Annotated in this window: 13 protein-coding genes and 1 pseudogene; 7 read left to right on the top strand and 7 right to left on the bottom strand. The window is 55.1% G+C overall.

Annotated features, from left to right (window positions below):
* Positions 1-4: 4 nt before the first annotated feature.
* From folX to AC07W5_RS10715, 4 genes are all read right to left on the bottom strand, one after another.
* Positions 5-376, bottom strand: a complete 372-nt coding sequence (gene folX / locus AC07W5_RS10730; RefSeq protein WP_494995157.1) for a dihydroneopterin triphosphate 2'-epimerase — start codon at positions 374-376, stop codon at positions 5-7.
* A gap of 2 nt (positions 377-378) precedes the next feature.
* Positions 379-939: a GTP cyclohydrolase I FolE gene (gene folE / locus AC07W5_RS10725; RefSeq protein WP_494995156.1), complete on the bottom strand. Its 561-nt coding sequence runs from the start codon at positions 937-939 to the stop codon at positions 379-381.
* 22 nt (positions 940-961) lie between these two features.
* The gene (folM, locus tag AC07W5_RS10720; RefSeq protein WP_494995155.1) at positions 962-1672 is read right to left on the bottom strand and encodes a dihydromonapterin reductase; all 711 of its coding nucleotides are present in this window, start codon (positions 1670-1672) and stop codon (positions 962-964) included.
* Positions 1673-1820: 148 nt separating this feature from the next.
* Complete coding sequence (locus AC07W5_RS10715; protein WP_495023323.1) at positions 1821-2390, bottom strand: antibiotic biosynthesis monooxygenase; 570 nt, start codon at positions 2388-2390, stop codon at positions 1821-1823.
* Positions 2391-2598: 208 nt separating this feature from the next.
* On the opposite strand from AC07W5_RS10715, the gene AC07W5_RS10710 reads away from it, so the two are divergent.
* On the top strand, positions 2599-3558 hold the full coding sequence (locus tag AC07W5_RS10710; protein WP_495023322.1) for a MerR family transcriptional regulator: 960 nt from the start codon (positions 2599-2601) through the stop codon (positions 3556-3558).
* A gap of 9 nt (positions 3559-3567) precedes the next feature.
* On the opposite strand, the gene AC07W5_RS10705 is transcribed toward AC07W5_RS10710, so the two are convergent.
* A complete protein-coding gene (locus tag AC07W5_RS10705) occupies positions 3568-4173 on the bottom strand; it encodes a hypothetical protein (protein WP_494995152.1) in 606 nt (201 codons plus the stop codon).
* Between the two features lie 282 nt (positions 4174-4455).
* Between AC07W5_RS10705 and AC07W5_RS10700 the strand changes: the two genes are divergently transcribed.
* The 4 genes from AC07W5_RS10700 to AC07W5_RS10685 all read left to right on the top strand — a co-directional run bounded on the left by AC07W5_RS10700 (position 4456) and on the right by AC07W5_RS10685 (position 7871).
* Positions 4456-4911 (top strand): flavodoxin, encoded by a 456-nt coding sequence (locus AC07W5_RS10700; RefSeq protein ID WP_495010251.1) that lies wholly within the window; start codon positions 4456-4458, stop codon positions 4909-4911.
* 203 nt (positions 4912-5114) lie between these two features.
* Positions 5115-5897 (top strand): class II aldolase/adducin family protein, encoded by a 783-nt coding sequence (locus tag AC07W5_RS10695; protein ID WP_495023321.1) that lies wholly within the window; start codon positions 5115-5117, stop codon positions 5895-5897.
* Complete coding sequence (locus tag AC07W5_RS10690; RefSeq protein WP_495010252.1) at positions 5897-6799, top strand: alpha/beta fold hydrolase; 903 nt, start codon at positions 5897-5899, stop codon at positions 6797-6799. The genes AC07W5_RS10695 and AC07W5_RS10690 overlap by 1 nt, the downstream gene beginning before the upstream one ends.
* Positions 6800-6959: 160 nt before the next feature.
* Complete coding sequence (locus AC07W5_RS10685; RefSeq protein ID WP_495023320.1) at positions 6960-7871, top strand: SDR family oxidoreductase; 912 nt, start codon at positions 6960-6962, stop codon at positions 7869-7871.
* A 52-nt stretch (positions 7872-7923) separates the two neighbouring features.
* Here AC07W5_RS10685 and AC07W5_RS10680 read toward each other — a convergent pair whose 3' ends face one another.
* Both AC07W5_RS10680 and AC07W5_RS10675 read right to left on the bottom strand, forming a co-directional pair.
* Positions 7924-8181 (bottom strand): hypothetical protein, encoded by a 258-nt coding sequence (locus AC07W5_RS10680; protein ID WP_495010254.1) that lies wholly within the window; start codon positions 8179-8181, stop codon positions 7924-7926.
* A complete protein-coding gene (locus tag AC07W5_RS10675) occupies positions 8178-10211 on the bottom strand; it encodes an S-type pyocin domain-containing protein (protein ID WP_495023319.1) in 2034 nt (677 codons plus the stop codon). The genes AC07W5_RS10680 and AC07W5_RS10675 overlap by 4 nt, the downstream gene beginning before the upstream one ends.
* A 1052-nt stretch (positions 10212-11263) precedes the next feature.
* Between AC07W5_RS10675 and AC07W5_RS10670 the strand changes: the two are divergent.
* Positions 11264-11374 (top strand): annotated as a pseudogene (locus tag AC07W5_RS10670) (hypothetical protein); the annotation flags it as partial.
* Positions 11375-11734: 360 nt separating this feature from the next.
* The gene (locus AC07W5_RS10665; protein WP_495010256.1) at positions 11735-12091 is read left to right on the top strand and encodes a hypothetical protein; all 357 of its coding nucleotides are present in this window, start codon (positions 11735-11737) and stop codon (positions 12089-12091) included.
* Positions 12092-12124: the final 33 nt, after the last annotated feature.

Below are 12124 nucleotides of genomic sequence, written 5' to 3'. Positions count from 1 at the left end.
GCGGTCAGCGGCTCGCGGCGAGGGTGATCGACACCGACTCGGCGAAACGCAGGGCATGGGGTTTGTCGACTTCGACTTCGGCGTACAGCACCGATTCGTTGGTCATCACCAGATCGAGCAACTCCTGGGTCAGGCGTTCGAGCAAGGCAAAACGATTGCCCTCGACGTGGGCAATGATCGCTTTGGTGATTGTGCGGTAATTCAGCGCGTGGTCGATGTCGTTGTCGCGCACAGCGTCCTGTGCGGCATAGAGGATGGTCAGGTTGATCAACACATCCTGCTTGTTGAGGATTTCGTCCTCATTGATTCCGATGAAGGTCCGCAAACACAGGTCCTTGACCCGGATGCGTGCCATTCCTGGCTGAAGTTGTGGCATTGCTACTTGCTCCGTCCAATCAATTGCAGGAACTCCTGGCGAGTGTTGCTCGAGTCGCGGAAGGCACCGAGCATCACCGAGGTATTCATGGTCGAATTCTGTTTCTCGACGCCGCGCATCATCATGCACATATGTTTGGCCTCGATCACCACCGCGACACCAGCGGCCTGGGTCACTTGCTGAACGGCGTCAGCGATTTCCCGGGTGAGGTTTTCCTGGATTTGCACGCGGCGGGCGAACATGTCGACAATTCGCGCGATCTTCGACAGCCCCAGGACCTTGCCGGTCGGAATATAAGCCACATGAGCCTTGCCGATGAAGGGCAGCAGGTGATGTTCGCAGAGTGAGTAGAGTTCGATGTTGTCGACGATTACCATCTCGTCGTTATCAGAGTCGAACAGTGCACCGTTGACGATCTCCTCGACGCTCTGCGCATAGCCATGACAGAGGTACTGCATGGCCTTGGCTGCGCGGGCAGGCGTCTGGAGCAAACCCTCGCGATCCGGGTCTTCACCCAGGCCTATCAGGATTTCCCGGTAATTTTGGGACAGGGATAACGTCATACAACATCCTCGCAGGGGCGGCTTATTTGACGTGCCTTCCGCCGTTGACGGTCAGGGTCGTGCCGGTGACATAAGGGTTGTCCAGCAAATAGCGCAGGCTCTGGTAAATCACCTCGCTGCCGGGTTCGATACCCAGCGCGGACTTGGCCAGTGCCCTGGCGCGGTACGCCGCGTCGTCGTCCGGGTTGAACATCAGCAGGGCCGGGGCAATGCCGTTGACCTTGATTCGCGGCGCATATTTCGCTGCGAAGGACAGGGTCAGGCTGTCCAGACCGGCTTTGCTGGCGCAGTAGGCAATGTGCTTGCTGCTGCCCTTGCGGGTGACATCGTCGCTGATATGCACGATGTCCGCCGGGCTGGAGCGTTCCAGCAAGTCAGCACAATGCAGGTTGATCAGATAGGGCGCAAGCATATGCACGCTGAACATCTGGGTGAATGCGGCTGTTTCGCTGCCAGGCGTTTCTGCCAGCCAGGATGAAGCGTTGTGAACAATCGCCCGCAGGCCAAGGGTGTGAGTTTTCAGTTCGGCAATGAACTTCAGGATGCCGGCCTCGCTGGAGAAGTCGGCAAACAACGCAATGGCACCGCGCTCGCGCAGGGTCTGCACGCCCGGCCGCTCGCTGCGGTAGCTGATGATGACCGGATGACCTTCCTCCAGCAGCCGCAATGCGCAATGCAGGCCAACGCGCTGGCCGGCGCCGGTGATCAGGATCGGGGCAGGGGAAAGAGTCATGGAACGCTCGCGTCGAGGTATAGGTAAAACTATACCAGCGACGATACCTGGTCACCTAAAACGAAGGGGGGGACAGCCTCGTGTGCAGAAAAATCGTCCGAACGCGGCCCGAGCCATCGGTGCAGGAGCCGGCGCTGGCTGCGATCTTTTATGGAGTTTGCGTGGAAGGTGCGCCGGGCAATGATCGTGCAGGCGTGCTGTTCAGCCAGCCGGATAAAAGATGGGTCGACAGCGGAATAAAGAAGTACACCATCAATGGCGTCAAGGCCAGGGTGCTGAAGAACACCCGACTCAACAGCCCCAACTCGCCCAACAATGGCCCCAACAGCAGGTTGAACAGCAGCGAGACTGGAAAGAATGCCAGCCAGATCGCTACGGCCTGCTTCCAGCGAGGAGGGCGGTGACCGGCTGCGCCAAACCAGCCATCGATGCCGCTGACCCGATGTTCCGAAGGATGAGCGAACAAGTCGCTACCCCGCGCCAGCCAGGCGCCGCGCGAGGCGGAGTGTTCCCAGGCATGCAGGGTCTGTTCATTGGCAAAGCGGAAGATGATCTGGAATTCGTCATCATCGGGCGGCGGAGCAAGCACGCCAGAGCCGAGATAGCCGGGGAAGTCGGTGGCCAGTTGTTCGCCTTCGCCAAGCCAGGCGATCAAATCCTGGTAACGACCGTTGGCGACGCGGCGCGCCACCATCAGAGTGACGGGGTAGGTAGACATTGTGTATCTCCGAATTGTAAGCGCAGCCCCGGATAGGGGACTCACTTCACGCAGCGCCGGGGTGGTGGGCTGCGTTTAAGTACATGCAAGGATTATTCCTTGTTTCGGCGAATATACCAGCGACGTTTGTCGACTATGCCCTTGGAAGAACGGTACTTTTGGAGCATAAAATGGGATCCAATTTGTTAGCAGATATTTCCGCGTCCAGATGATCTCCATTATTGAACTCGCCCGCGATTCACTCATCTCCCACCAACTTGAACGGGAAGAGTTGTTCCCGATCCGGGAAGTGGCACGGCTGACGGGCGTCAACCCGGTGACCCTGCGCGCCTGGGAGCGTCGCTACGGTTTGATTGTTCCCACACGCACCGAAAGTGGGCATCGGTTGTATTCAATGGTCGAGATCGAGAAGGTCCGCAGCGTCCTTGGCTGGATCGAACGTGGTGTTGCGGTCAGTAAAGTCGGCAAGATCCTGAGCAAAACCAGCGCAGCTCAGACGCAGTCCAACGCCATTCCTGGTGAAGACACCCAAAGTGAGTATGCGCATTGGCAGACGCAACTCAAGACGGCGGTCAGCGAGTTTGATGACCTGCAACTGGAACGGCTGTATGGCCAAGTGTTTTCAAGCTTCGAGCTGAGTGTCGTGTTCCAGGACGTCCTGATGCCGCTCTGGAAACAATTGCTGCACCAGAAGGAGATGTTTGGTCAGACCAGCGAGTGGCTGTTCCTGGATGGCTTTTTACGCGCTCGGGTCTCGCAACGTCTGGTGTTGATACGCGGCTCGCAACGGCAGCGGGTGCTGGTGACGGCCATCGCCGGACAGTGCCGTGAGCTCGAATTGCTGGTGGCTGCCCTGTTCATGGGAAGCATGGAGGTCGGTGTCAGGGTACTGACGGTGGGGCAACCGTTCGATGAGTTGACCCTGGTCTGCGAAAAGATCAAACCCCAGGCGCTCGTGCTGTTCTCCAACCATGCACCTGCTCCCGAGTTACTCAGGCGCTTGAATCGTCTGGCCATTACCCTGAATTGTCCGGTAATGCTGGCTGGCGACGCGGCGAATCTGGCGCAGGAGAGTCTGGCGGGGTCGTCGATCGGGTGTCTGGGCAGCGATGTTCAGGTGATGCCGCAACGCTTGCGGCGACTCCTGAGCGGCGCGTTGGATACCTGAAAGAAAGCCTCAGATGTGAAGTGCAGGATGGGTCAGACGATGCTGCTGAAGGATGAACTGGCGCAGGCGTTCGGTTTCGTTCTTGTCACTCTGGTTCAGACGATAAGCGTAGTAGCCGTGCTCGGTTTCGCGCTCGAAGGTGCCGCGCAGAGCGATGCGCTCATAACCCGAAGGGCTGAACCAAAGGGCGAAATGCTTCGCTGGTTTGGTTCGATTGCGAATTTCCACCAGTACCCCTTTGAATGACACCTCGTGGACCCACAAGGCACCGGGTTGACCCTTTGCGTTTTCCAGTGCAACCGGCTCTTCGAGCGTCAAACGCCAAGGTCGAACCATAGGCCCGTCTTCATAAATGCTGGGTACACCGAGGCGTAAATGCATCGCATGAAACTCGTCTTCCACCAGGTGCAGCGGAAAAGTAATCTGCTGGTTTTCGAAATGTGCCTGGATGGTGACTTGCTCATGGGCGGCAAGGCGCGTGAGCAGATCGCGGATTTGTGAACCGCCGTTGACCAACAGGCTCGATGTCGCATCCCGCACGTTGAGTTGCGGGTTGTGCTGCATGGTCTGGATGAAATCCAGCTCATCCTGGGTCAGGAGGGTGTCACGGTGCATGATTTACTCGAAAAAAATAATTACAAATTCATTGGTGATTGTAGTTAATGACCATTAATTCGATGACTTGTTTAAGCCGTTCGTCGCTTTGAACGCTTCGAGTTCGGCTTGAACCTCGGCCAATTGCGCTTCCAGTTGTACTACGCGTTGCTAAGCCTTGACCTGAACAGTGACGTCTCTGCTTCCTGTCTAGGACGCTGCATTTTAAGACATCATCGTGAGCTATCCACTTGCCGTCAGCTGTTAATATTCTGGTCTTTACTCAGCTTCAGGATCAGATTGATGAAAGTCGCCATCCTTTCCGGCTCGGTGTACGGCACGGCTGAAGAAGTCGCCCGGCATGCCGCAAAACTTCTAAATGCAGCAGGTTTCCAGGCTTGGCACAACCCGCGTGCGAGCCTGGCCGATGTCCTGGCATTCGGCCCCGAGGCGTTTCTTGCCGTGACCTCGACCACGGGCATGGGTGAGTTGCCGGATAACCTGCAACCGCTGTATTCGATGATTCGTGATCAATTGCCTGCTGCCTGGCGCGGTCTGCCGGGAGGGGTGATCGGTTTGGGCGATTCGAGTTACGGCGATACCTTCTGCGGCGGCGGTGAGCAGATGCGAGAGCTGTTCGCCGAACTGGGCGTGCGCGAAGTCCAGGAAATGCTGCGTCTGGACGCCAGCGAGAGCGTGACCCCGGAAACCGACGCCGAGCCGTGGCTTGCTCAGTTCGCTAGCGCTCTGCGCGGCTGACCGGGCTGTTGAATCTGTTCGCGGCCCCCTCTACTGGCGCCGATGCGTTGATATTAAATTGAACGTATTGATACGAAACTCAGCTCTGACCCGCTCGGCCAGTAAGCTGGCTGCCAATGCAACTACCCCAGGCCCGGTGGCTGACTAGACTGATTGGACGTTAGTAAAAATAATAAAAATCGAAAACTGCCGAGGTCACTGCCGTGAGCGTAGCCCCCGTTCCATCGACACAGAATGTGAAAGACCAGGTCAGCGCCGCCGAGTGGCAGACCCGTGTGGATCTGGCAGCCTGCTATCGGCTGGTGGCGATGCATGGTTGGGACGATCTGATCTTTACCCACATTTCGGCCAAGGTGCCGGGCACTGAAGATTTTCTGATCAATCCCTTTGGTTTGATGTTTCACGAAATCACCGCGTCCAGTCTGGTGAAGGTCGATCAGGCCGGCAACAAGCTGATGGACAGTCCCTACGAGATCAATCCCGCGGGCTACACCATCCATAGCGCGGTGCATGAAGTGCGTCACGATGTGGTTTGCGTCCTGCATACCCATACGGCTGCTGGCGTGGCGGTTTCGGCACAGAAGCAAGGCGTGTTGCCGATCAGCCAGCAATCGCTGTTCGTGCTCGCAAGCCTTGCCTGTCACGGCTATGAAGGTGTGGCGCTGAATCAAGAAGAGAAGGCGCGACTGCAAGCCGATCTCGGTGAAAACAATTTTTTGATGCTGCACAACCACGGTCTGCTGACCTGTGGTGGCACGATTGCCGATACCTTCCTGATGATGTTCACCTTCCAGCGAGCCTGCGAAATCCAGGTGCTGGCGCAGAACGGCGCGGCGGAGCTGATTACGATCGAGCCGCAGATTCTGGCAGGGGCCAAGGCCATGATCGCCGGGGTCACGAAAAGCGCTCAAGGCATGGGTGGCATGCTGGCCTGGCCAGCGCTGCTGCGCAAACTCGATAAACAAGACTCGGGATACAAACTCTAATGCATCTCGCCGAGATCCCTCTTTGCGTCTGGCGAAAGCGCGGGAAGAGCTTTGTGTTTCGCGGCCAGACCATTCGCTACTGGATGGCGGGGCAGGGGGAACCGCTGTTGCTGATTCATGGCTTCCCGACCGCCAGTTGGGATTGGCACTATCTCTGGCAGCCGCTGGCTCAGCGCTACCGGGTGATTGCCTGCGACATGCTCGGCTTTGGTGACTCGGCCAAACCGCGGGATCATGAGTACAGTCTGCTGGAACAAGCGGACCTGCAACAGGCGCTACTGGAGCATTTGGGTATCGAGCAGCCGGTGCATGTGCTGGCCCATGATTATGGCGATAGTGTTGCCCAGGAACTGCTTGCCCGTCATTACGAAGCCAGTATCCATATTGCCAGTTGCGTGTTTCTCAATGGTGGCCTGTTCCCGGAGGCCCATCGTCCGGTGCTGATACAGAAACTCTTGCTCAGCCCCTTGGGCTGGATGATCGGCCGGGCGTTCAGCCGTGACAGGCTGGTCAAGAGCTTCAGCCAGATCTTCGGTCCTCAGACCCGGCCCAGCGAAAGTGTGCTGGATGACTTCTGGAGCCTGGTCGACAACAACCATGGGACGCGGATCCTGCACAAATTGATCAGCTACATCCCGGAGCGTCGGGTGCAGCGCGAGCGGTGGGTCAGCGCCATGCAGCGTGGTGACGTGCCGCTGCGGGTCATTGATGGTGAGGTCGATCCGGCTTCCGGTGCGCACATGGTTGTGCGCTACCGGGAGTTGATCCCGGAACCGGACACCATTCTACTGGCCCGGATCGGCCATTACCCCCAGACCGAAGCACCGGTGCAGGTGCTCAAACATTATCTGGATTTTCGTGACCAGCTTATTTCCCCACCCAGGAAAATGGTGTGCTCCTGAACTCGTTTCTACGAGGTTTTGCGTTCGACGATTCTCACTTTCAGCCGCCAATCATCCCCCTGCCTTATCGCGCACCATTCAGCCTGCGCCGTATTCATTGTGACCAGCAAGCCTGTGCCTGACACTCAACGTATTGTCCATTGGCCTGCTGGAGTTCCGTATGAATGAGTCTGTGCGCTTCGAAGATAAAGTCGTGATCGTCACCGGTGCAGGCGGTGGCCTCGGACGGGCTCATGCACTGCTGTTCGCTAAACATGGTGCAAAAGTGCTGGTCAACGATCTCGGCGGTTCGGCTCAGGGCGAAGGCGCAAACGCATCGGCGGCAGACCGTGTGGTGGCAGAGATTCGTGATGCAGGCGGGATCGCCCAAGCCAACCACGACTCGGTCACCGATGGCGACAAAATCGTTCAGAACGCTATGGATGCATTTGGCCGCGTTGACGTAGTCGTAAACAACGCCGGTATCCTGCGGGACAAAACCTTCCACAAAATGGACGACAGCGACTGGGACCTGGTTTACCGCGTGCATGTCGAAGGCGCCTACAAAGTTACCCGCGCCGCCTGGCCGCATATGCGTGAGCAACGTTATGGCCGGGTTATCTTCACCGCCTCAACCTCAGGCATTTACGGCAACTTTGGCCAGTCCAACTATGGCATGGCCAAACTCGGCCTTTATGGCCTGACCCGCACTTTGGCCATCGAGGGCCGCAAGAGCAACATCCTGGTCAACGCTATCGCCCCCACCGGCGGCACGCGCATGACCGAAGGGCTGATTCCGCCGCAAGTCTTCGAACAACTCAAACCGGAACTGGTCAGCCCGCTGGTGGTGTACCTGGCCAGCGAAAATTGCCAGGAAACCTCCGGCCTGTTCGAAGTGGGCGGCGGCTGGATGGGCAAAGTCCGCTGGGAACGCAGTCTCGGCGCAGGCTTCGATCCCCGTGAAGGCTTCTCGCCGGAAGACGTCGCCGCCCATTGGCAACAGATCTGCGACTTTGAAGGTGCAGCTCATCCGAAGGACAACATCGAAGCGTTGAAGGAAATGATGGAGAACTTGCAGAAGTATTCGTTGTAAGAACTGCACGTCACCAAGCCGCTGATCTGCAGCGGCTTGGTGAGTTCTGTGTTTAGACGTATCTTTTTTCTGTTACGAACTTTGGTTCTTTCCAGTTAGGGCCTTTGGTTGCCAGTCCTTTTTCACCGTTGGCCAGTACACCTTCTTCGAAAAGTCGTGCATAGACTTTTTGAAGTTCTCCGTGCTGGATGGCTTCACGATTGTAGCGTCTGATCATCATATCTAAGTGTGGAGGTGCTTTTGCTAGTGCAAAGACAGACACAATATCTTCTAATGACTCATTTTTAACGATCTGCTCAATAGTGTTCATTGCTGCATGTCCTTCAGAAGACTTTGAAAATATTTTCTGTCCTGTTCGTCTGCTGCGGCTAAAGCTTCTTCTGTGTAAAGTAGTGAGTTATCGTCTTTAACTTTGTAATCTTCGAGAGCTGCAGTATGAGCGTTGTTCCATGTAGGGGAATCTTGTTGCGGTGTATCTGTGTCGCTGTAACCTAAAGCTCTAAATCTATCCAGTTCTCTAGTTTCATGAGTGTAGTAACGTTTGTCAATGTCAGTGAAGTCGAGTTCTCCCTTCAGAATTTTTTCCAGTCGTTCGATCATCACGTTGTTAGCGTCAGAGGCTGCAAGTCGACCAGTATGAAGTTTTACCAAATCTATTCCTCCTTGAGAGATGATGGCAGAACTCCATTCCAGATCCTGAATCGGTCCTCCCGCCTGATCTGGATTGAAGTCGCGTCCACTGTGCTCCCCCGTGGCAGTGGCGCCATCGTAAGGGCTGCTGAACACCACATAGAGAGGCGGTATGGCGGAATCATCCGGGAACACCGTGATGAAATTTTCCCAACCCGTCACCAGGGCGGGGAGTCTGTCTATGCGCCCCTCCACCGGTACAACTGTGGCACCGGGATAAACGGGGAGGTCAGGCTGTGCAACTGGCAATTGGGTAGAGCTGTTACCTGGCGTCACCGCAGGTGTCCAGGTCAGTGTGCTGGTCGACGAGTTGGGCGGGGTCACACGATAGACATTAAGCTGCGCATCGTAGGTCGCCAGCCTCACCGGCACGGTTGACGGTAGTTTCACACCGTCGGTTGTCGCAACGAAGACCTCTATTCCTGTCTCTGTTGGTTTGAAACCAATACGCATTGGCAGGTCTGTTCCTCCGCTTTCAGCGGCGATCGCCCAAAGCTTCTGATGTTGTACGGGCGCCAGTTCCGCCAAGGGGATGCTCATGGCCAAACGTTCACTGTTCCCCAGTCTGGAAGGAACAAGCAGCGCGGCAAATCCGACCAGTACAGGACCGAGCATCGTCAGTGCCGCCGCACCTGCTGCTATCAGTGCCGATCGCAACGCAGTGATGATCGCAATCGATGTTTCGGGGGCGAGGAGGATAACAGTCGAAGCAAAGGAGATAACGGGTCTGGATGCTGCAGATGCACCAGAAGCTGGGTAGGTGCTGGTGGTCTTGAGCGCGTCCTGACGCAGACGCTCCTGCGCCCATAGGATTTCTTGCTGTTCGGTTTCAAGGCGAAGCAGTTCCGCCTGGCGCTGAGCCTCTGCCAGTTCCGCGAGACGAGCCTGTTCGGCGGCGATGTGCTGAGCAGCCGCTTTTGCAGCAGCCTCAGCCTGCTCGTTGGCCAATCGTTGAGCTTCTGCCAATGCTGCAACCCGCGCCTGCTCTCGAGCCCGGGCCTCTGCTTGCGCGTTGATGCGGGCCAATTCGGCAGCGACCCTCTGGGCTTCCTGTTTCGCAGCCATTCGTGCCTGATCATCTGCCTGCACAGCGCGGAGAAAGTTCTGCACATTGACGGATTGCTGGTTGAGCAACTGAATGGTTTGGGACAACAATCGTGCGTCGTGGGCCGCCCTGTACGACGTGGCCCACGCCTGCATCGCAATACCATCGGGGACAACCACCTTCTCCAGGGTCAAGGCTTTTGGGTAGAACTCCTGCAACGGCCTGTCAATTGGGTCGAAGCCATAAAATTCATTGGCGATAGCCGTTTTGTAATGGAACTCAGCCGTCTTTCGAATCAATAGTTTGTTACGCACGCCCAACTCGCGAATGATCGCTTCAGCGGGCGGAAGCGGGTTGGTTGGACCTTCCAGCCTTGTTGCGGCCAGTTCATTCTCAATGGTTTGCGGTAGTTGGTTGGATAGGGTTTTATACTCCTCTGCCAATGTACTGGCGGTGGTTTTCAGTTTGTGCAAATTTATTCCGACTGCCGGCTGGAAGCCGGGCTTGGACGTTCTGTCGAAACCTCCCCCAATGGGGTCTTTACCGGGTGGTGGCTGAGCACCAACGTAGATTGCTGGAAGTACATTTTCCTGACGGTCAGACATGTTTTGTTCTCCGTGATATTGATCAGTGTCAACTTACTTAGAGATGAATGGTTTAGGCTCGATGTTCGAGCGTAAAAATTGTTTGTTGAGTATTGATTTTCTTGTGCATTACTTGTCCTGCGTTGGATGCGAAAAGTTAAGCGTTTGAGCAAGTGCTTACATGTTAGCGAATGGCGTTTGGTAATGGGTCTGAGAAGTGTGTAGGTTATTTCCTGTTTTTGTTGCGTGCGTCGAAGATTTGGTTTTTTGTTAATAATTGAAATATGTGAATTAAAGGTGGGATGTTTTTTTATGTGTCAGCTAAAAGTTATTTGTTTTCTGTAGAGGCTTTCTGGTTTGTTGCTGGTCGCAGTTCTGCGTGTAAAGCTCGCCCTGCGACCACTTTACTTTTCAGTACATTGGGGCGAGAGGAATCAGGCGCAGATAAAGTTGCGGGCAGATGGAGCAAGCAAAAAAAAGCCGCTGCATCAGCAGCGGCTAAAATAAGACGTTAGATAAAGGAGCAATAAATCAACGTCAGTGAACTCAGTGGTAACAGCTTGAATAAGTTTTTTCAAGCTGTCCGAATGCTATCAATCAGAAGTGGAGTATTCACACTTCACTGTTTGCTCTTTCTGGCTGTTTGCCGTGAAAGCCCGGCAAGAATAAACACTTATCTCCCCGTGAAAAATAGTGATTCAGAACAATGACTGTTACAGCTTCAGCAACAGTCACCGTTCAGACTGCGCGCGTCCCCGTAGCAGCTGCCGAAAGCTGCGTCCGAGCCTGGGTCGCGTCCGACCGACGCACACGCAAAACCAGACACCGTGTTTTTCAGGATAACCAGGTCTGCATGATTTACGACTGCTGCGCAGCCGGACGCAGCCTTCGGCAGCTGCTACAAAAGCCGGTGCTATCCATCCCCCTGATAACGTCCCATCCAGCCCACGCATGCTCCGCTGCAAGCCCTGGCAGGCGCAGGCATTCATCCTTTCGAGGTACAACGCGAATACCTCCTTGGTGCGCTTATCGCTCCCGATTGCCGACAGTAGGGTGAGGCCTTCTGTCACTCATTTATCTCGTTGCATATGGTGAAAACTCATGCCCGGTGGATTCACGGCAAGCTTGGGGTGGAACGCCGGACTCAGGCGGTCGCCAAGGCCAGGCAGCTGGAACTGATGTGACGTGTATATGCCTTTAATATCTGGCGCTGTGAAACTCAGTGAGTGAGTCTTGGATGAGTAAAAACTGTACGTGACTCGAATGAACTGTGTGGGCCTATGATGTTCTTTTTACGAAATCATACATATTTCAGTGAGCGATGCTTTTGTAATCGGCTATAAATTTATTCGCGGCAAGAATAAGTGGTGCCTTGAATCTGCTCTGTCGGTCCATCCTTAATTAACCAAAGGGAGTCTTCGGAGCCGATTTGTCCCTTGCGAACAGTATGAGGTGGTTTGTAAGTAACGTTTGATTATCAGAAGGCTCATGTATTGATATTCCAGACTTGGAGTCTGGGCACGTGAGCGTTAAAAGGAGCAGTTATGAGTGACCGATATTTTCACAAGAATGATCCGCGTATTACCGAGCTTCACAAAGGCCATATTGCACATGCAGTGCGCGTACTCTTGGGTGAGCGTCTTGAAAAGCTGGGGCTTCACCCTGAAAGGACATACATCACCAGTGTTGATAATCTTGTCTCTCAGCAAATTTTCGGATCGCGGACGCTGTTCGACGAGGTGCTGGAGAAGGTTCAGGAGAACGATCGACCCACGTATAGCCAAGGGAATGTCGGTATTTTTACCGAGTCGTATTCGTTTGCACCTGAACATAAGGTGAAGGGGTTGGACATTATTCAGTTTGAAAACATGCTCATCAACATCGTCGATGTATTGAATTAACGATGTTGACGCTGCACCGGACGACTCTATTGA

Source organism: Pseudomonas sp. GW821-FHT01E05, assembly GCF_059422425.1.
This window is presented reverse-complemented; position numbering and strand designations above follow the sequence as displayed.

Coding starts and splice junctions, on each gene's coding strand:
- AC07W5_RS10715 (WP_495023323.1), bottom strand. CDS start 2,390: ATGTCTACCTACCCCGTCACTCTGATGGTGGCGCGCCGCGTCGCCAAC.
- AC07W5_RS10690 (WP_495010252.1), top strand. CDS start 5,897: ATGCATCTCGCCGAGATCCCTCTTTGCGTCTGGCGAAAGCGCGGGAAG.
- AC07W5_RS10675 (WP_495023319.1), bottom strand. CDS start 10,211: ATGTCTGACCGTCAGGAAAATGTACTTCCAGCAATCTACGTTGGTGCT.
- AC07W5_RS10665 (WP_495010256.1), top strand. CDS start 11,735: ATGAGTGACCGATATTTTCACAAGAATGATCCGCGTATTACCGAGCTT.
- folE (WP_494995156.1), bottom strand. CDS start 939: ATGACGTTATCCCTGTCCCAAAATTACCGGGAAATCCTGATAGGCCTG.
- AC07W5_RS10705 (WP_494995152.1), bottom strand. CDS start 4,173: ATGCACCGTGACACCCTCCTGACCCAGGATGAGCTGGATTTCATCCAG.
- AC07W5_RS10680 (WP_495010254.1), bottom strand. CDS start 8,181: ATGAACACTATTGAGCAGATCGTTAAAAATGAGTCATTAGAAGATATT.
- folM (WP_494995155.1), bottom strand. CDS start 1,672: ATGACTCTTTCCCCTGCCCCGATCCTGATCACCGGCGCCGGCCAGCGC.
- AC07W5_RS10700 (WP_495010251.1), top strand. CDS start 4,456: ATGAAAGTCGCCATCCTTTCCGGCTCGGTGTACGGCACGGCTGAAGAA.
- AC07W5_RS10685 (WP_495023320.1), top strand. CDS start 6,960: ATGAATGAGTCTGTGCGCTTCGAAGATAAAGTCGTGATCGTCACCGGT.
- AC07W5_RS10710 (WP_495023322.1), top strand. CDS start 2,599: ATGATCTCCATTATTGAACTCGCCCGCGATTCACTCATCTCCCACCAA.
- folX (WP_494995157.1), bottom strand. CDS start 376: ATGCCACAACTTCAGCCAGGAATGGCACGCATCCGGGTCAAGGACCTG.